We start from the raw sequence: 18,448 nt of genomic DNA on the forward strand, positions 1-18,448 counted from the left end.
TCATCACTATCTTGATCCGCTGGCGACTTAACGCCCGGCCAGCACTCGCTTGATCTGCTTGACCCAGTCGGAGACCCGACCCTGCTGCGGCAAACCGCGCCAGATCTGCTCCCACTGGGCAGGGCTGAGCGGACGACCGAGGCGACGCTGTACGCCTGCATATAGGTAGTCATGGGCCGTGGTGGCCGCATGCTCGGAGGTGAGGAATTTGGAGACCGGATCGGTCAACCGCACATCCCGCATGCCGAGCAGCGGATAGTCGTTGTGCACCGCCGCCAGCATGGTCTCGCGCATGGCGGACTCGATGTAGCCACGGGCAAACAGGGCGGTCACCGACTCCAGCGATCCCTGATCCGGGCCGTGGTACTGCTCATCAAAGACCGGGCTCGGCTCGGCCATGCCACTTTGTACCACCGCATCGGGATCCGGCTGCGGCACGACCACGGCAGGCTTGGGGGTTACCGGCTTGGCTGCCACTGTGGCTTTGCGCGGCGCACTCTGACTACAGGCACACAGTGCCAGGGCGAGCGCGACACAGGCCAGCGCACGGGAATGAGACTGCATCTTCATGACTCTTATGTCGCTCCTTTTACGATTCCTGAGCTGGCTTCTCGGCCACAGCCGGTTCGACCCGGGTAACCAGCAGCTGATCAATCTTGTAACTGTCGATATCGACCACTTCGAACTTGTAACCGGCGTATTTGACCGAGTCAGTGCGTTTGGGGATCTTGCGCAGCATATACATGATAAAGCCGGCGATGGTCTCGTAGTTCTGGTTCTCGGGGAACTCTTCGATATCGAAGGCGCGCATCACGTCGGAGATGGGGGTGACCCCGTCCACCAGCCAGGAGTTCTCGTCGCGCTGGACGATCTGCTCTTCCACCACGTGGGTCGCCCACTCACCCATGACGGTGCTCATCAGGTCGTTCATGGTGACAATCCCCACCACCAGCGCGTACTCGTTCATCACCACGGCAAAGTCGCCACGATGATTCTTGAAGTACTCCATCGCCTCATAGAGGTTCAGGGTATCGGGGATGATGATGACGTTCTGCACCAGGTTGCCACCGATCAGGTCGATGCTCTGGCCGCCGATAACGCGGATCAGCAGCTCTTTGGCATCGACAAAGCCCTTGATGCTGTCGAGGTTGTGGTCACAGACCAGAAACTTGTTGTGGGGATGCTCGGCGATCTTGGCCTTGATGCTCTCTTCGCTCTCTTGCAGGGTGAAGTAGATGAGGCTCTCGCGGGCCGTCATGGCAGAGGTGACACCAAGGGACTGCAACTCGAACACGTTCTCGATGAGCTGATGCTCCTCGCGCTGGATAACCCCCGCCTCGGCACCGGCATCCATCACCGCATAGATATCATCGGAGGTGATCTCGTCGTTGCGCACCGTGGAGACGCGCATCAGACGGAACAGGGAGTTGGCCAACCCGTTGAAGATCCACACCAGCGGCATCAACACGGTGACGAAGAAGAGCATGGGGCGCACCACCACCACGGCAATCTGCTCGGGCATGGTCATGGCCAGACGCTTGGGCATCAGATCGGCGATCAGGATAAACATGCCGGTGACGAACACGAAGGAGGCACCGGAGCTGATCTCGCCAAGCCAGGGACCCTGGTAGAACTGAGAGACAATCCCCTTGATGGCGGGGTTGAGGGCAGACTCACCCAGGATACCGCCCAGAATGGCGACGGTATTGAGGCCAATCTGCACCACGGTGAAAAAGTTGCCCGGCTGGGCCTGCAAGGCCAGCACCTTTTCGGCCTGGCGATTACCTTCATCCGCCATCACCTGCAATTTGATTTTGCGAGACGCGGCGAGAGAGATCTCGGAGAGGGAGAAGAACACACTGCCGCCAACCAGCAGCATTAAAAAGAACAAACTATCGGCAAAACTCATGATTAACCTATTGCTACACCCGCCTTAGCACAAGACGGCAAACTGGGCCCGGGAGACCGGACCGTGAGCCCATCCGGGACTCACACAGGGGGAGTATTCTATCAGAAAACAGCCAGTTGGGGGCTTTATCTTACTCCGACCAGTTATGCAACAAAAAAGGCGCTTCACGCGCCTTTTTATTCACTTCCGGTTAGCCCTTGCCCAGCAGGGTACCCAGATCATCCGCCTTGGTGTGGCGCACATCCTTGCCTTTCACGTAGTAGACGATGTACTCGCAGATGTGCTGGCAGCGATCGCCGACCCGCTCGATGGCCCGCGCCGCCCACAGGACGTTGAGCACCTGGGGGATGGTGCGGGGATCTTCCATCATGTAGGTCATCAGCTCGCGAATGATGGACTCGTACTCACGGTCTACCTTGTCATCTTCCTTGTAGACCGCCAGCGCCGCATCCAGATCCATGCGGGCGAAGGCGTCGAGCACATCGTGCAGCATCTTGATGGTACGACGGCCCATGTTCTCCAGAGACACCAGCGGCGGCTGCGGCTTGTTGGCGTTGTCGGTCAGCATGCGGGCGATCTTGTCGGCCACGTCGCCAATGCGCTCCAGATCGGTGATGGTCTTGATGATGGCCATCACCAGTCGCAGGTCGGAGGCTGTCGGCTGACGCTTGGCGATGATGCGAGTGCACTCCTCGTCGATCGCCACTTCCATGGCGTTGACCTTGTGGTCGTTGGCCACGATTTTGCGGGCCGCATCGAGATCCTGATCGTGGATCGCTGCGATGGCGTCGGTGAGCTGCTGCTCCACCAGACCGCCCATCACCAGCACCTGGTTGCGCACGCTCTCTAGCTCGGCATTGAACTGACCGGAGATGTGTTTATTGAGGTTCATATTGTCCATACAAATAATCCTTGATTGCTCCGATTATGCCTTAGCCGTTGAACCGACTGCCAATCTGTTTGCTGAGATTCATCCTCTCCTCTCCTTAGCCGTAACGACCGGTAATGTAATCTTCGGTCTTTTTCTTGGCCGGGGTGGTGAAAATGGTGTTGGTATCCGAGTACTCGATAAGCTCGCCCATATACATGAAGGCGGTCTGATCCGACACTCGCGCAGCCTGTTGCATGTTGTGGGTCACAATCACCACGGTGAACTGGCTCTTGAGCTCGTTGATCAGCTCCTCGATGGTCAGGGTGGAGATGGGGTCGAGCGCCGAGGTCGGTTCATCGAGCAGCAACACTTCCGGCTCAATGGCGATGGCACGGGCAATCACCAGACGCTGCTGCTGACCACCGGAGAGACCGAAGGCGTTGTCATGCAGACGATCCTTCACCTCGTCCCACAGGGCCGCACCGCGCAGAGAGCGCTCGGCGGCCTCATCCAGGGTACGGCGATCATTGATCCCCTGCAGGCGCAGACCATAGACCACGTTCTCGTAGATGGACTTGGGAAACGGGTTCGGGCGCTGGAACACCATGCCCACCTGACGGCGCAGGGCAGAAACATCGACGCTCTTGTCATAGATGTTGTGGCCGTGCAGCTGAATTTCCCCCTCGATGCGGCAGATCTCCACCAGATCGTTCATCCGGTTGATGCAGCGCAGCAGGGTCGATTTACCACAGCCTGACGGGCCGATAAAGGCGGTCACCTGCCCTTTGGGGATCTTCATGTTGACGTTGAACAACGCCTGCTTGCTGCCGTAGTACAGGTTGAGATCCTTCACCTCCAGCGCGGTCTGCTCCGGGGTCAGGTTGAGCAGGTCCAGCGCGGTGTGCTGGGTAGACGTGGTCGTTACGTTGATCATCTGTTACCTCAAAATCTATCTGGAGTGGCCGGACAGCTGCCGGCGCCCCTCACGTATTGGTGCAGAGAGATGGCGGCTCGCGCTCGGCCGCCCCTCTGTTATCTCACTCTTGTATCACTCAAGACGCGCCGGATTAATGCTCCAGCGACCGGAATTTCTCGCGCAAGTGGTTACGAATACCGATAGCGGTCAGGTTCAGACCCACGATCACCGTCACCAGCAGGAAGGAGGTGGCGTAGACCAGCGGGCGGGCAGCCTCAACGTTGGGGCTCTGGAAGCCGACGTCATAGATGTGGAAGCCCAGGTGCATGAACTTGCGCTCCACATGCAGATACGGGAAGTTGCCATCCATCGGCAGGGTCGGTGCCAGTTTTACCACCCCCACCAGCATCAGCGGCGCCACTTCACCGGCTGCACGGGCAATCGCCAGAATAAGGCCGGTCATGATGGCCGGACTCGCCATCGGCAGCACGATGCGCCAGAGGGTTTCGGCCTGGGTCGCGCCCAGTGCCAGCGAGCCCTGACGGATGGTGCTCGGGATCCGCGCCAGCCCCTCTTCGGTGGAGACAATCACCACCGGCAGGGTCAGGATGGCCAGGGTCAGCGCCGACCAGATCACGCCGGGTGAACCAAAGGTTGGGCTCGGCAGCGCTTCCGGGTAGAAGAGGCGGTCGATGCTGCCCCCCAGGGTGTAAACGAAGAAGCCCAGACCAAACACGCCGTAGACGATGGAGGGCACGCCCGCCAGGTTGATCACCGCAATGCGAATGATCTTGGTCAGACTGTTCTTACCCGCGTATTCGTGCAGGTAGACTGCCGCCACCACCCCCAGCGGGGTCACGATGATCGCCATCAGGAACACCATGAACACCGTGCCGAAGATAGCCGGGAACACCCCGCCCTCGGTGTTGGCTTCACGGGGATCGTCAGAGACGAACTTGCCGATCTGGTGGAACCAGTGACCCACCTTGGCCAGCAGGCTCATGTCGTTGGGCCATACCACGTCCAGTACCTTGGACATCGGCATGGTCACCAGCTCGCCACGCATATCCTTGACGGTAATGGCGTCGCGGTCCGCTTGGCTACGCAGGGAGAAGAGCTCTTTTTCCAGCACTTGATAGCGATCGTTGAGGGCCTTACGCTCGCTGGCCAGTTCGGCTTTGAGCTGATCGGTCAGCTTGTCATCCAGCTCGGCCTTGCGCTCTTTCAGGCGCAGCCGCTCCAGTTGATAGTTGATGCTGCCGATGTCCCCTTTTTGCAGATCGTTGGCCTGTTCTGAAAGGGCATTGGCTCGCGCCAGCACCCGCTGCAGGGCAGGATGCAGATCAGAGGTGAGCTCGCGGCCATCCTCTTTCACCCCGACGATATAGCCATAGAAGTTGCCGTTGGTGGCACGCTCAACCATGGCCAGCTCAGCCGGCTGGCTCTGGGACTTGATGTCCGTCTCCAGCACCCAGCGAAAATCGAGGTCAACGAACTCACGGTTGCCGGTCTTGACCAGATAGCGGGTCAGCAGCTCGCGCTCTTCCCCTTCCAGTGGCAGACCTGCGGCGCGCAGTCGCTCCACCGGAACCTGCTCGCGATCGTTGATCTCGCCGATCAGTACGCTCTTGTTGCCGCTGGCATCTTCCAGCTGCCACTCATAGATGGGGTGCGGCCAGAAGTAGACCAGACCACGCCAGCCGATCAGCAGCAGCAGACCCAGTACCGCCACCAGACTCAGGCTGACGGCACCGCCGGTCATCCAGATCCAGGGAGCCCCTGATTTAAACCACTTACCCATTTTCGATTCCTTGTCCATTACAGAGTCGCCCCTTACATCGAGCTGTATTTTTCACGCAACCGCTGACGGACAAACTCGGCCAGGGTGTTGAACAAAAAGGTGAACACAAACAGGACGAAGGCCGCGAGGAACAGTACCCGATAGTGGGAGCTGCCCACTTCCGATTCCGGCATCTCCACCGCGATGTTGGCGGCGAGGGTGCGCAGCCCCTGGAACATGGAGAAGTCCATGATGGGGGTGTTGCCGGTAGCCATCAGCACGATCATGGTCTCGCCCACGGCGCGCCCAAGGCCCATCATCACCGCAGAGAAGATGCCCGGGCTGGCGGTGAGGATCACCACCCGGCTCAGGGTCTGCCACGGGGTGGCCCCCAGCGCCAGCGAGCCCTGAGTCAGATGCTTGGGCACCGAGAAGACTGCATCTTCAGCGATGGAGAAGATGGTGGGGATGACCGCGAAGCCCATGGCGATACCGACCACCAGCGAGTTGCGCTGGTCAAACTTGATGCCCATTTCGTGAGTCAGCCAGATGCGCGAATCGCCGTGCATAAAGGCATTCTCGATGAGCGGGCTCAGGGCGAAGGCCCCCCAGCCAATCAGCAGCAGCACCGGGATCAGCAGGATGGCGTGCCACCCTTCAGGCAGCCAGGACTTGCCGCGCTCCGGCAGATAGTTCCAGAGCAGTGCAGTCAGCAGCATCCCCATCGGCAGCAATATCAGCAGCAGGATCACCCCGGGCAACGCACCCTCGATGATGGGCGCCAGCCACAGACCCGCCAGGAAGCCCAGGATAACGGTCGGCAGCGCCGCCATGATCTCGACCGTCGGCTTAACGTATTTGCGCAGCCCCGCCGACATGAAGTAGGCGGTATAGATGGCACCGGCCACGCCGAGCGGCACAGCAAACACCATGGCGTAGAAAGAGGCTTTCAGCGTACCGAATACCAGCGGCACCAAACTCAGCTTGGCTTCAAAGTCGTTGCTGGCGGAGGTGGATTGCCACACATACTGGGGCTCCGGATAGCCTTCATACCACACCTGTTGCCAGAGGGCAGACCAGGTCACTTCGGGGTGTTCGTTCTCCACCGAGAAGAGCTTGAAGGTATTCCCTTGCTGCATCAGCAACAGGTTGTGACGGGGGGATATGGCCAGAGCAGAGAGTTCGCCCCCTTCCACCGTCTCGGTCAGCAGCTTGGTCTCGCCGGTGGCGTGGAAGAAGCTGATGATGCCGTCCTTGTCGGCACTGATGAAGCCTTTGCGAAAGTGCTCGGGAGTCAGCAGATCCACTGCGCCATCACCCTTGAAGTCACGAATTTGGGTGAACTGGCGTTTGCCATCCTTCGCCACTTCGAACCACTGGGAGATGACGCCGTTGTCATTACCCACCAGCAGTGAAGAGGCGCCGGAGAGCAGCTGAACCCGGGTCACATTGGCGTTGGGTGCATTGATCTCCAGCACGTTGCGCAGGGAGATTTCGCTCAGGTTATGAATGTCATAGACGGAGAGACGATTACCCTCGCGCACGAACAGGATCCGCAGATTGGGGGTCAGCAACATCTGATCCACATGGCGCGGCAGGGACGGAATGGTGTAGTTCTCACTGCTCCACTCAATCTCCCCGGAGATGAAGTTCTCCTCACCGCTCATCACAGTCATCACGCCACGACCATCTTCGGTCACGGCGGCGGTCGCCATCTTGTCCTTGGTGGCTTCGAACACCATCAGTTGCAGCGCCTTCCCTTGCGGGTCGATCACCACCGGCTCTTCGCCGAAGGGATATTGCAGGCTGGGCTCAATCACCCGAACATCGTTGGGATAGGAAACCTTGAACGCTGGCTGGACGACCTGCGCCTTGCCATCGGCAAAGCCGTAAGCAATCAGCCGCTGGCCCGGTGCCGGGGTCGCTACCGTGGTGATGTCACCAGCAACCTGAGCCTGACCCAGTGACTGGCCGACCTTGATCTTGTCATCTCCCTGCACCGTAAAGAAGTTGACCTGCCCCTTATCGCTGAAGCGATAGCCGATCTCGTTCTGCTCTTCCACGCCAAGCCAGGCGGTCTTCCCTGCGGCAGGCAGGGTAAACGAGGCGGTCTGCTCCATGGAGGCGCCATTGAAGATGGGTTTCACCACATAGAGCAGATAAAAGAAGATAAGCAGCAGCGCCACCAGTACCAGGGCTCCGCCTGTGGTGACGCCATATTTGGCCAATTTATCCTTGATCCGGCGTTTTCTACTGCCCGCCATGACCAGGTTTAACGATTCCGATGACATGCAAGACCTCAATGTAAGCTAGGCTTCGCGGCATTATATGGCGGTTGCATGACAGTTTTGTTACATCGAGAGTGCTTTAACAGAGGTTGTTAACGGAAAAATGGGCGGGGATCCTTTCGAAGGAAGATGGACGCAATATATTGTTTATAAAGGGATATTTATGAGGATAATCAGCAAGGGCAGCCTGCGCTGCCCCCGAATGATTCAGGAAAGGGTATCGTTTGATTGTTGCAGCGCCAGTTTGGCCGCCTTTTTTTCGGCGCGGCGGCGCTTGAAGAAGGCCGACAACTGAGCCGAGCAGGCATCGGCCAGCACGCCGCCGGTCAGCTCGACTCTATGATTGTGGCGCGGGTCCTGCAAGATCTCGAACACCGACCCCGCGGCACCGGTCTTGAGATCTCGGGCGCCGTAAACCACCCGCTTGACCCGGCTATGGATCAGCGCACCGGCACACATACAGCAGGGCTCCAGCGTCACATAAAGAGTGGTGTCGAGCAGGCGGTAGTTCGCCAGCTGCTTGCCCGCCGCCCGGATTGCCATCACCTCGGCATGGGCACAGGCATCGTGTTCGCTGATGGAGCGGTTCCACCCCTCTCCCACCACCTGACCATCCAGCACCAGTACGGCACCGACCGGGATCTCGCCAATCCCTTCGGCCCGGGCGGCCAATGCCATGGCATGGCGCATCCACTGTTCGTCCTGCTCGGTTTGGCTCTGTGCCTGACTCGGTATTTCTGGGACCTCTGATGGTTTCACGCCCATCCCCTCTTTATATTGTTCAATTGTGCTGTTTACATTCCAGCTATCCATACCTGTCAGATGAATCCATAGATAGCAGGCATGATAGCTCGCAGTGACAGGGCGGCGATTATGCCAAATCTGCACGTCAGACCCAAGCCGCATCCCGACTGAGCAATAAAGAAGCAATCGGCATCTCTATGATAAAAAAGGAGTTGCACCCGTTTGGCCATGCTATTAGACTTCCTCCCCGTCAGCCGAGTCTGACTCCGTCGGTGTGTAGCGCAGCCAGGTAGCGCATCTGCATGGGGTGTAGAGGGTCGGAGGTTCGAATCCTCTCACACCGACCATTTTCCCCGAGAATAGCCCAGTCAAACGACTGGGCTATTTTTTTGCCTCCGATTTATCCTCCTGACAACGCCAGCCTACCAAGAACAAAAAACACTCAGAACCACTTGAATCTTTTTGCCGAACTCATTAAGATGCGCAACTTTCCGCCGGTAGACAACACAGGGAGGTGGAAACACGAGTGAAGGGATCACTTGTCCGGCTTGCGTGCAACACAGGACCAGGCATGAACCAGAACACCGATTTCGCACCCGCCATTACGCTTTATTCCGTTCCTCACGACACCCCTTGCCACACCGAAAGCGAAAATGAACAGGTCATCCAGCTGGATGTGATCGATCTTGCCGAACCGGATGATGACTATTGAGCCCGGCCAGATGGCCGCTCAATCACTGGGGCATCGCCTGTTCAACACACTCAGTTTCACACCCTTGGCGAGAAATCTGCAAAAAACGACAAACTGCTAATTCTATCAAGGATGGCAGTATTATTGACTAATGCGTCTCCCTCTTCCCTCCCCGGCATCCCCCCCGACAATTGATACAAACCTACGTTATTGCGCTTCACTTTCCATCGTTGCAACCGCTGGTGCCAACAGAGCCTGCATCACCACACCAAGTTTAAAACGCACGTTCACCAACTAGATCTAGCAATAGCAAAACATTCATTGCCACATTCAAACGCACTTTATACGGCTGTTTTGGCAAAGCCTGGAGTTAGGTCGGGATTTGTTTTTGCATTTGTAATTTTATTACGTAATAAGTTACAGAACGAGGAGCAAGGTAACGGCCCAAATTAGCCGTTGTCAGATGGGAAAAAGCAGGAGCATAACCATCTGCGTAGAGTTTTTATACCAACCAAATAAAGCAATAAAAAACATCAACTTAACTATATCAAAAAAACAGGCGTTTAAAAAAAACTGTTGACGTAATCAACAATATTTCGCACCTTATCAATCGTGTTATCCCGTTGTTGCGGGAACGTTTCAGGAACAGGGATTCGACTTTAGTCGTAGTTAGTAAGTTCAAAATGTAATTCTCAAAGGAGTGAACCTTATGTCGGCACCGGCTCAGACCCACTGCAGCGCCCGCCTTCGCATCCAGGGCGAGATGCTGCCCGAATACGCGCAAATTCTGACGCCGGACGCGGTGGCTCTGGTCTCCGAACTGGTGGAACGTTTTGCTCCCCAAAGAGGGGAGTTGCTGAAACAACGTGTGGCACGTCAGGCCCGTATCGATGGTGGCGAGCTGCCGGACTTCCTGCCGGAAACCGCCCACATCCGTGAAGGTGACTGGACCATTCGCGGCATTCCTGCCGACCTGCAAGACCGCCGTGTGGAGATCACAGGCCCGGTCGAGCGCAAGATGGTGATCAACGCCCTCAACGCCAACGTCAAGGTGTTCATGGCGGATTTCGAGGATTCACTGGCACCCGCCTGGAACAAGGTGATCGAGGGCCAAATCAACCTGCGCGATGCGGTCAACGGCAGCATTTCTTACACCAGTCCGGAAGGTAAGGCTTATACCCTGAACCCCAATCCGGCCGTCCTCATTTGCCGGGTGCGCGGTCTGCACCTGCCGGAAAAACATGTCACCTTCGATGGCGAACCCATCCCCGGCGGCCTGTTCGATTTTGCCCTCTACTTCCTGCACAACTATCAGGCGCTGCTGGCCAAAGGCTCGGGCCCCTACTTCTACGTGCCCAAGTTGCAGAGCCATCTGGAAGGGCGTTGGTGGAGCGAGGTGTTCGCCTGGACCGAGGACAAGTTCGGTCTGCCCCGTGGCACCATTAAGGCCACCGTGCTGATTGAAACCCTGCCAGCCGTATTCGAGATGGATGAGCTGCTCTATCAGATGAAGGATCACATCGTTGCGCTGAACTGCGGCCGCTGGGACTACATCTTCAGCTATATCAAAACCTTGAAGAACCATCCGGATCGGGTACTGCCTGATCGTCAGGTGGTGACCATGGACAAGCCGTTCCTCTCCGCCTACTCGCGGCTGCTGATCAAGACCTGCCACAAGCGCGGAGCGCTGGCGATGGGCGGTATGGCGGCCTTTATTCCGGCCAAGGATGCCGCCGTCAACGAGCAGGTCTTCGCCAAGGTCAAAGCGGACAAGGAGCGCGAAGCCAACAACGGCCACGATGGCACCTGGGTCGCCCACCCTGGCCTGGCCGATACCGCCATGGCGGTGTTCAATGCCACCATTGCGGCTGGTGCCAAGAACCAGATCGGCGTGCTGCGTGAGCAGGATGCCCCCATCACCGCCGCCGACCTGCTGGCACCCTGTGAGGGCGAGCGCACCGAGGCGGGGATGCGCACCAATATCCGGGTTGCCCTGCAATATCTGGAGGCCTGGATCAACGGCAACGGCTGCGTCCCCATCTACGGTCTGATGGAAGATGCCGCCACCGCCGAGATCTCCCGTACCTCCATCTGGCAGTGGATCCGCCACGGCAAGAGCCTGTCGAATGGCAAGGTGGTGACCAAAGAGCTGTTCCGCCAGATGCTGGCCGAGGAGCTGGAGGTGGTCAAAGCCGAGGTGGGCGCCGCACGCTGGCAAGCAGGACGCTTTGCCGAGGCGAGTGAACTGATGGAAGAGATCACCTGCGCCGACACCCTGATCGATTTTCTGACGCTGCCCGGTTACGAGCGGCTCTGAATCACGGGCCCCTAGCGGGGCTCGCCAATAACAAGTCAATGGAAACGTGAAATCAATGAAAGAGGGAACTGATATGGCACTGACCCGTGAGCAACAGATCCAGGCTATCGAGAAAGACTGGGCGGAAAACCCCCGCTGGAAAGGGATCAAGCGCGGCTACAGCGCCGAAGATGTGGTGAACCTGCGCGGCAGCTTGCAGCCGGTGCACACCCTGGCTCAGCGCGGTGCCGACAAGCTGTGGGGCCTGATCCACGGCGACGCCAAGAAAGGCTACGTCAACTGCCTCGGCGCCCTGACCGGTGGTCAGGCGGTGCAGCAGGCCAAGGCGGGGATCGAGGCGATCTACCTCTCCGGCTGGCAGGTGGCGGCGGATAACAACTTGTCCTCCACCATGTATCCGGATCAGTCCCTCTACCCGGCCAACTCTGTACCGTCCGTGGTGGAGCGCATCAACAACTCCTTCGCCCGTGCCGACCAGATCCAGTGGGCCAACAAGATCGGGCCGCAGGACGAGGGTTTTATCGACTACTTCCTGCCTATCGTGGCCGATGCGGAAGCCGGTTTCGGTGGCGTATTGAACGCCTTCGAACTGATGAAGGGAATGATTGAAGCGGGCGCCGCTGGCGTGCACTTCGAAGATCAGCTCGCTTCCGTCAAGAAGTGTGGCCATATGGGCGGCAAGGTGCTGGTACCGACTCAGGAAGCGGTGCAAAAGCTGGTTGCCGCCCGTCTGGCAGCCGATGTGTGCGGCACCACCACCCTGGTGATCGCCCGTACCGACGCCAACGCCGCTGACCTGCTGACCACCGACGCCGACCCGTACGATGCAGACTTCCTGACTGGCGAGCGCACTGCCGAAGGGTTCTACAAGGTGCGTGCCGGTATCGATCAGGCCATCGCTCGCGGTCTGGCTTACGCCCCCTACGCCGACATGGTGTGGTGTGAAACCGCCAAGCCGGATCTGGACGAAGCGCGTAAATTTGCCGAAGCAATCAAGGCCAAGTTCCCGGATCGCATCCTGGCCTACAACTGCTCCCCGAGCTTCAACTGGAAGAAGAATCTGGACGATGCCACCATCGCCCGCTTCCAGCAGGAGCTCTCCGATATGGGTTACAAGTACCAGTTCATCACCCTCGCGGGTATCCACAACATGTGGTTCCACATGTACGAGCTGGCCTACCAGTACGCCCGTGGCGAAGGGATGAAGCACTACGTCGAGATGGTGCAGGAGCCGGAATTTGCCGCCGCCAGCCGTGGTTACACCTTCGTGGCCCACCAGCAGGAGGTAGGTACCGGTTACTTCGACAAGGTGACCACCGTCATTCAGGGTGGCCAATCCTCGGTCACCGCACTGACCGGCTCCACCGAAGAAGATCAGTTCCACTGATAGGCAGAGCCCTTTGAAATAGCAAAACCCCGGTCTGAAGCCGGGGTTTCTTTTTATCTGCCACTCAAACGAAAGTCAGGTGCACAACCGCACACCGCCGAGAGGATCAGAGCTCGAGGATCTCTTTAACAAAGGGGATGGTGAGCTTGCGCTTGGCGCGAAATGAGGCATTGTCGAGCTGATTGAGAGTGGTGAGCAGGGTGCGCATATCGCGGGAGAGTCGGTTCAGCAGGAAGCGGCCCACATCGATGGGCAGTTTGAAGCCCCGCAGCTCGGCACGCAGCTGCAGGGCACTGAGCTTGCCTTCGTCATCCAGCTCTTCGAGATGGAAACTCACCCCCCAGTCGAGGCGCGAAGCGAGATCCGGCAGCTGCAGCCCCAGTTTGCGCGGTGCGCTGCAGCCGGTGACCACCAGCGTTCCCTCGCCCTTCTCCTGCCAGCGGTTATAGAAATCGAACAGCGCCCGCTCCCACACGGCATTGCCGGCGATCGCCTCAAGGCTGTCGAGACAGACCAGCGGCAAGCTTTCGAGGGCATCGAGCATGCTGGGGTCGAGCTGTTCAAACTGATCGAGGGAGAGATAGGCCGCCGCCGCATCGCGGGCGTTGACCTCGGCACAGGTGGCGTGGAGCAGATGAGAGCGTCCGGATCCCTTGGCTCCCCAGAAATAGAGGAAAGGCGATCCCTGACCGATGGCCGCGTTTTTGAGAGCGGTGATCAGATGAGCATTGTTGCCGGGATAAAAACTGACGAAGGTTTCATCATCCGGTAGTTGTACGGCTAAAGACAGTTGGGCCGGTTGCTTCACTCGTTGGGCTTTGACTGTGACATTTGTGGCTAAGTGTACCATCGCAATGGCAGATAGAGAACCGCCCGGGCAAGCCGGGCGGTCTACAAAAGCCTTATAAAATCAGGGCTGCGACCATTGGTAACGCAAACCGCTGCCATTATCGTCAACCTTGCGCAAACGACTCTCAAGCTGCAGCGCCCGCACCAGCTCGGCCTGATCCCCTTGCAGGGTAAAGTTGAAGGTGACCTGGTCTCCCTCCAGCTTGCCGATCGCCACCTTGCTGACGTTGGCCATCCCCTGCAGCATCTTCTGCACGGCGATCATGCTGTCCACTTCGGAGAGGCCATCCACCACCAGGGTCTGGCTGGTTGCCGGACCCGAAATGCGGGCACCGTAGTTTTTCACCAGCCAGGCCGCCAGGGTATCGGCAAACCCTTGCGCCACTTCGGCCTGAGTGCCGGTGCTATTGCCACGGGTCAGCTCGGTCACTTCACCGGCCGCTTTGGGACCGTAGAGTCCCCAATCGATGCTCCACTTGTCACCTTCCGGTGTCAGCTTGCCCAGCACCACCATCTCGGCGCCATAGCGCTGGCTTGCCTGCAAAATCGGGTCGGCAAAGCGTCCCCAGACGTCGGTGGCACTGACCGCCATGTTGTCATCGAGATCCATCAGCGGAATGCTGATCGGTAGCCCCAGCGCCTGGGCCTGCTCGCGCAAGGCTTGCGCCCAACCATCGCTGGATTGATCTGCCAGCAGGCGACGCTCCCCCTGATCCACCACCAGCCAGATCGCCATCTGGGGACGAGCCGGGCCAAGCAGGGCAAACTGGCTCTCGGAGACCAGGCTGTTGACCTTGTCACTCTTGAACTCGGCTTTCAGATACTTGACGGAGTCCTGATCCTGATAACCATAGCTTTTGACATAGTCGCCCGGGGCCGCCAGCGCCTTGACCACCACCGGCTGGGTGAGGATGTCGCGCTTGCCGGTCACCTTGATCAGCACCTGACCCAGTGCCTGCCCCTGAGCGGCCACCATGTCACCACTGGTCGGGGCCTTGCCCTGATAGAGGTCGGTCACCTGAGCGGCCGAGGCCATGAATGACAAGCCGCAGCAGAGGGCGGTCACAACACGTTTGAACATGAACAGAGTCTCGAAATGGGAGAGTGTGCTTATGGTAGCGGCAAGGCACGTCCTGCGGCAAGGCTGGCACAAGCGGCCACAAACAGCAGAGCCGGCGATGCGCCGGCTCCGATCACCCCTTCCATATGGGAAGCAGGTCAAGGCATAAACTTATTTGGTACCGAAGATCTTGTCGCCTGCATCGCCCAGACCCGGCACGATGTAGCCTTTCTCGTTCAGCCCCTGGTCGACAGAAGCGCAGTAGAGCTCTACGTCGGGGTGAGCGGCTTCCAGCGCCTTGATCCCTTCCGGCGCGGCAACCAGTACCAGCACCTTGATGGATTGGCAGCCTTTCTTCTTCAGCAGATCGATGGTAGCGATCATGGAACCACCGGTGGCCAGCATCGGATCGATGACCAGCGCCAGACGCTCTTCGATGTTGCTGACGATCTTCTCGAAATAGGGAACCGGTTGCAGGGTCTCTTCATCGCGGTAGATACCGACCACGCTGACGCGGGCACTCGGCATGTGCTCCAGCACGCCATCCATCATGCCAAGGCCGGCACGCAGGATGGGTACGACGGTTACCTTCTTGCCTTTGATCTGGTCAACTTCTACTGGCCCATTCCAGCCATCGATGATAACCTTCTCGGTTTCGAAGTCAGAGGTCGCTTCATAGGTCAACAAACTGCCCACTTCTTTGGCCAGTTCACGGAAACGCTTGGTGCTGATATCGCCTTCACGCATCAGACCGATCTTGTGTTTGACCAGGGGGTGTTTGACTTCAACGACTTTCATTATTATCTCCTCTAACCTGCCGCAAAAAAAATCGCGGAATCATACAACAAAAGCCGCCGCTTGTAGAGCATTTCCGCGCAAAAACGCGCAAACGATTTCCTTTCTGGTTTTTCACCGCCACTGTTAGAATACGCCCCGAATTTTACCCTCCACTTCTTTACATGACGGGGAATACTCGTGACTGACAAAACCTCACTGAGCTACAAGGATGCTGGCGTAGATATCGATGCCGGCAATGCACTGGTTGAACGTATCAAGGGCGTGTCAAAGCGCACTCGTCGTCCTGAAGTCCTTGGTGGTCTTGGCGGCTTTGGGGCCTTGTGTCAAATCCCTGCGGGCTACAAGGAGCCGGTACTGGTCTCCGGTACCGATGGTGTGGGCACCAAGCTACGGCTGGCCATCGACCTGAAGAAGCACGACACCGTTGGCATCGATCTGGTGGCCATGTGCGTCAATGACCTGATCGTACAGGGCGCCGAGCCGCTGTTCTTCCTCGACTACTATGCAACCGGCAAGCTGGACGTGGACACCGCGGCCGCGGTGGTCACCGGGATCGGTGCCGGTTGCGAGCAGTCAGGCTGTGCCCTGGTGGGCGGCGAGACCGCCGAGATGCCGGGTATGTATGAAGGGGAAGACTACGACATCGCCGGTTTCTGCGTCGGTGTGGTGGAGAAGAGCGAAATCATCGACGGCAGTAAGGTCGGTGAAGGGGATGCCCTGATCGCGCTGGCCGCCAGCGGCCCTCACTCCAACGGCTTCTCCCTGATCCGTAAAATTCTGGAAGTCTCCAAAGCCGACGTGCATCAGCCGCTGGGTGACACCACCCTGGCCAACGCCCTGCTGGAGCCGACCCGCATCTATGTGAAACCTGTGCTCAAGCTCATCAAGGAGTGCGAGATCCACGCCCTGTCCCACATCACAGGTGGCGGCTTCTGGGAGAATATCCCCCGCGTATTGCCTGCCAATACTCAAGCTGTGATCGACGAGCAGAGCTGGCAGTGGCCGGCGGTGTTCAGCTGGCTGCAGCAGGCTGGCAACGTCACCCGTCACGAGATGTATCGCACCTTCAACTGCGGTGTCGGCATGATCATCGCCCTGCCCGCCAACCAGCTGGAGAAGGCGCTGACCCTGCTCAAAGCGGAAGGCGAGAACGCATGGCACATCGGTCATATCGCCAAGGCAGCAGACGGTGAGGAGCAGGTCGTCATAAAATGATGCGGATCCTCGTCCTAATCTCCGGCAGCGGCAGCAACCTGCAGGCGATCCTCGACCACTGCGCCAGCGGCAAGATTGCCGGTGAAGTGGTCGGTGTCATCAGCAACAAGGCCGATGCCTATGGTCTGGTTCGCGCTAAAGAGGCAGGCGTGGCGACCTCCATTCTGGCCCAGCAGCAGTTTGCCAGCCGGGAAGAGTATGACGCCGCCCTGCTGGCGCTGATGGCAGATTATCAGCCGGACTTGGTGGTGCTGGCGGGGTTTATGCGGATATTGAGCGGCGATCTGGTGCGCAATTTCGCTGGGAGGATGATCAATATCCACCCCTCCCTGCTGCCCAAGTATCAGGGCCTGCACACCCACCAGCGCGCTATCGATGCCGGTGATAGTGAGCATGGCGCCAGCGTCCACTTCGTCACCGAAGAGCTGGACGGTGGCCCGGTGATCCTGCAGGCCCGCGTGCCCATCTTTGAAGGGGACACGGCGGACGAGGTAGCGGCACGGGTACAGGCGCAGGAGCACAGCATCTACCCGCTGGTGGTGCGCTGGTTCTGCGAAGGCAGGCTGCAGATGGTGGACGGCGCTGTGCAACTGGATGGCGCCCTGCTGGGCCCCGCTGGTTACGCCTGCGAGTAAGCAGACGTCTTGTCGAAATGTGAAAAAGGAGGCCGATGGCCTCCTTTTTATTTCCTGAATTTTCCCACCACAGGCACAGGCTTAAACCTGTTCACGACCTGCAGTGAGAAACCGTCAACAAGGTGAAGAGCAGCATAGGAACCGGAGCGTGTAGACATACGTGAGGATTCCGAGCAGCACATGAGCCTTGATCACGGTTTCGTAGCCAGATCGTGGACAGGTTTAGACCGGATTGTCGATATCGATAAAGGTCACATCCAGCCCGTGCACGGTCGCCAGCCACTCCCCCAGCGCCTTGACGCCGTAACGCTCGGTAGCGTGATGGCCAGCGGCGTAGAAGTGCATCCCCATCTCGCGAGCGGTGTGAATGGTCTGCTCGGAGGCTTCACCGGAGATAAAGGCATCGATGCCCTGCTCCGCCGCCAGATTGATGTAGCTCTGACCGCCACCGGTGCACCAGGCCACGGAACGGATAAGCTCGGGGCCGCTGTCGCCACAATAGAGTGGTTCGCGGCCAAGGCGCTCGGCAATCAGTTTGGCAAAGTCGGCGCCGCTCATCGGCTCTTCCAGCTTGCCCACCATGGCGACGCTCTTGCTGTTCCACGGCTCCAGGCCGCGGCGTACCTTGATGTCGAGCAGCTTGGCTAGCTGGGCGTTGTTACCCACCTCGGGATGGACATCCAGCGGCAAATGGTAGGCAAACAGGTTGATATCGTGGGTCAGCAGGGTCTTGAGCCGACGCTGCTTCATGCCGGTGATCTGGGCCGGTTCACCGCTCCAGAAGTAGCCGTGATGGACCAGAATGGCATCGGCCTCGGCAGCCACCGCCGCGTCAATGAGCGCCTGACTGGCGGTGACACCGGTCACTACCTTGCGAATACGTTCGCGCCCCTCCACTTGTAAGCCGTTGGGGCAGTAATCCTTGATAGAGTGCGGTTCGAGCAGATGGTTCAGTACGGTTTCGAGTTTTCGATGAGAGATCATAGGG

At 58.5% G+C, this 18,448-nt stretch carries 16 protein-coding genes and 1 tRNA gene; 6 read left to right on the forward strand and 11 right to left on the reverse strand.

Annotated elements, in window-relative coordinates:
* Window positions 1-27: 27 nt before the first annotated feature.
* The 7 genes from G5154_RS17095 to tadA form a co-directional block, all read right to left on the reverse strand.
* A complete protein-coding gene (locus G5154_RS17095) occupies window positions 28-570 on the reverse strand; it encodes a hypothetical protein (RefSeq protein WP_335864892.1) in 543 nt (180 codons plus the stop codon).
* A gap of 19 nt (window positions 571-589) precedes the next feature.
* Window positions 590-1,909 (reverse strand): hemolysin family protein, encoded by a 1,320-nt coding sequence (locus tag G5154_RS17100; protein WP_270904540.1) that lies wholly within the window; start codon window positions 1,907-1,909, stop codon window positions 590-592.
* A gap of 190 nt (window positions 1,910-2,099) precedes the next feature.
* The gene (gene phoU / locus G5154_RS17105) at window positions 2,100-2,810 is read right to left on the reverse strand and encodes a phosphate signaling complex protein PhoU (RefSeq protein ID WP_005334097.1); all 711 of its coding nucleotides are present in this window, start codon (window positions 2,808-2,810) and stop codon (window positions 2,100-2,102) included.
* An 85-nt stretch (window positions 2,811-2,895) separates the two neighbouring features.
* Window positions 2,896-3,714 (reverse strand): phosphate ABC transporter ATP-binding protein PstB, encoded by an 819-nt coding sequence (gene pstB / locus G5154_RS17110; RefSeq protein ID WP_005334102.1) that lies wholly within the window; start codon window positions 3,712-3,714, stop codon window positions 2,896-2,898.
* Between the two features lie 133 nt (window positions 3,715-3,847).
* A complete protein-coding gene (pstA, locus tag G5154_RS17115) occupies window positions 3,848-5,497 on the reverse strand; it encodes a phosphate ABC transporter permease PstA (RefSeq protein WP_421213057.1) in 1,650 nt (549 codons plus the stop codon).
* A 32-nt stretch (window positions 5,498-5,529) separates the two neighbouring features.
* Window positions 5,530-7,767: an ABC transporter permease subunit gene (locus G5154_RS17120; protein WP_139406433.1), complete on the reverse strand. Its 2,238-nt coding sequence runs from the start codon at window positions 7,765-7,767 to the stop codon at window positions 5,530-5,532.
* A gap of 204 nt (window positions 7,768-7,971) precedes the next feature.
* Window positions 7,972-8,529 carry a tRNA adenosine(34) deaminase TadA gene (tadA, locus tag G5154_RS17125; RefSeq protein WP_371167952.1) on the reverse strand — a complete coding sequence of 186 codons (558 nt, stop codon included), beginning with the start codon at window positions 8,527-8,529 and terminating at the stop codon, window positions 7,972-7,974.
* A 249-nt stretch (window positions 8,530-8,778) separates the two neighbouring features.
* Between tadA and G5154_RS17130 the strand changes: the two genes are divergently transcribed.
* The 4 genes from G5154_RS17130 to aceA all read left to right on the forward strand — a co-directional run bounded on the left by G5154_RS17130 (window position 8,779) and on the right by aceA (window position 12,903).
* Window positions 8,779-8,855 (forward strand) — tRNA-Pro (locus tag G5154_RS17130).
* 224 nt (window positions 8,856-9,079) lie between these two features.
* A complete protein-coding gene (locus G5154_RS17135) occupies window positions 9,080-9,220 on the forward strand; it encodes a hypothetical protein (protein WP_005334106.1) in 141 nt (46 codons plus the stop codon).
* Between the two features lie 688 nt (window positions 9,221-9,908).
* A complete protein-coding gene (aceB, locus tag G5154_RS17140; RefSeq protein WP_139406429.1) occupies window positions 9,909-11,516 on the forward strand; it encodes a malate synthase A in 1,608 nt (535 codons plus the stop codon).
* Window positions 11,517-11,589: 73 nt separating this feature from the next.
* Window positions 11,590-12,903 (forward strand): isocitrate lyase, encoded by a 1,314-nt coding sequence (gene aceA, locus G5154_RS17145; RefSeq protein WP_139406426.1) that lies wholly within the window; start codon window positions 11,590-11,592, stop codon window positions 12,901-12,903.
* 106 nt (window positions 12,904-13,009) lie between these two features.
* Here the strand turns inward: aceA and hda are convergent, their stop codons facing one another.
* The 3 genes from hda to upp form a co-directional block, all read right to left on the reverse strand.
* Entirely contained in the window at window positions 13,010-13,711 is a 702-nt protein-coding gene (gene hda, locus G5154_RS17150) for a DnaA inactivator Hda (protein WP_013723920.1), read from the reverse strand.
* Window positions 13,712-13,813: 102 nt separating this feature from the next.
* Entirely contained in the window at window positions 13,814-14,833 is a 1,020-nt protein-coding gene (locus G5154_RS17155; protein ID WP_139406423.1) for a DUF2066 domain-containing protein, read from the reverse strand.
* 150 nt (window positions 14,834-14,983) lie between these two features.
* Window positions 14,984-15,610: a uracil phosphoribosyltransferase gene (gene upp, locus G5154_RS17160; RefSeq protein ID WP_005334115.1), complete on the reverse strand. Its 627-nt coding sequence runs from the start codon at window positions 15,608-15,610 to the stop codon at window positions 14,984-14,986.
* 177 nt (window positions 15,611-15,787) lie between these two features.
* Between upp and purM the strand changes: the two genes are divergently transcribed.
* Together purM and purN are read left to right on the forward strand one after the other, a co-directional pair.
* Window positions 15,788-16,825, forward strand: coding sequence for a phosphoribosylformylglycinamidine cyclo-ligase (gene purM, locus G5154_RS17165; protein WP_021231046.1), 1,038 nt, complete (start codon window positions 15,788-15,790; stop codon window positions 16,823-16,825).
* Window positions 16,822-17,460 carry a phosphoribosylglycinamide formyltransferase gene (purN, locus tag G5154_RS17170; RefSeq protein ID WP_421251219.1) on the forward strand — a complete coding sequence of 213 codons (639 nt, stop codon included), beginning with the start codon at window positions 16,822-16,824 and terminating at the stop codon, window positions 17,458-17,460. Before purM ends, purN begins: the two co-directional genes overlap by 4 nt.
* 222 nt (window positions 17,461-17,682) lie before the next feature.
* Here purN and G5154_RS17175 read toward each other — a convergent pair whose 3' ends face one another.
* Window positions 17,683-18,444 (reverse strand): Nif3-like dinuclear metal center hexameric protein, encoded by a 762-nt coding sequence (locus G5154_RS17175; protein ID WP_216954095.1) that lies wholly within the window; start codon window positions 18,442-18,444, stop codon window positions 17,683-17,685.
* Window positions 18,445-18,448: the final 4 nt, after the last annotated feature.

This window comes from Aeromonas sp. 600527 (assembly GCF_049175415.1).
Lineage (GTDB): Bacteria > Pseudomonadota > Gammaproteobacteria > Enterobacterales > Aeromonadaceae > Aeromonas > Aeromonas veronii_A.

Bases quoted from the DNA above. Each gene is read 5' to 3' on its own strand.
- aceB (WP_139406429.1), top strand. From the start codon at position 9,909: ATGTCGGCACCGGCTCAGACCCACTGCAGCGCCCGCCTTCGCATCCAG.
- pstA (WP_421213057.1), bottom strand. From the start codon at position 5,497: ATGGGTAAGTGGTTTAAATCAGGGGCTCCCTGGATCTGGATGACCGGC.
- G5154_RS17100 (WP_270904540.1), bottom strand. From the start codon at position 1,909: ATGAGTTTTGCCGATAGTTTGTTCTTTTTAATGCTGCTGGTTGGCGGC.
- G5154_RS17175 (WP_216954095.1), bottom strand. From the start codon at position 18,444: ATGATCTCTCATCGAAAACTCGAAACCGTACTGAACCATCTGCTCGAA.
- upp (WP_005334115.1), bottom strand. From the start codon at position 15,610: ATGAAAGTCGTTGAAGTCAAACACCCCCTGGTCAAACACAAGATCGGT.
- purN (WP_421251219.1), top strand. From the start codon at position 16,822: ATGATGCGGATCCTCGTCCTAATCTCCGGCAGCGGCAGCAACCTGCAG.
- G5154_RS17120 (WP_139406433.1), bottom strand. From the start codon at position 7,767: ATGTCATCGGAATCGTTAAACCTGGTCATGGCGGGCAGTAGAAAACGC.
- G5154_RS17155 (WP_139406423.1), bottom strand. From the start codon at position 14,833: ATGTTCAAACGTGTTGTGACCGCCCTCTGCTGCGGCTTGTCATTCATG.
- G5154_RS17135 (WP_005334106.1), top strand. From the start codon at position 9,080: ATGAACCAGAACACCGATTTCGCACCCGCCATTACGCTTTATTCCGTT.
- tadA (WP_371167952.1), bottom strand. From the start codon at position 8,529: ATGGGCGTGAAACCATCAGAGGTCCCAGAAATACCGAGTCAGGCACAG.
- phoU (WP_005334097.1), bottom strand. From the start codon at position 2,810: ATGGACAATATGAACCTCAATAAACACATCTCCGGTCAGTTCAATGCC.
- G5154_RS17095 (WP_335864892.1), bottom strand. From the start codon at position 570: ATGAAGATGCAGTCTCATTCCCGTGCGCTGGCCTGTGTCGCGCTCGCC.
- pstB (WP_005334102.1), bottom strand. From the start codon at position 3,714: ATGATCAACGTAACGACCACGTCTACCCAGCACACCGCGCTGGACCTG.
- aceA (WP_139406426.1), top strand. From the start codon at position 11,590: ATGGCACTGACCCGTGAGCAACAGATCCAGGCTATCGAGAAAGACTGG.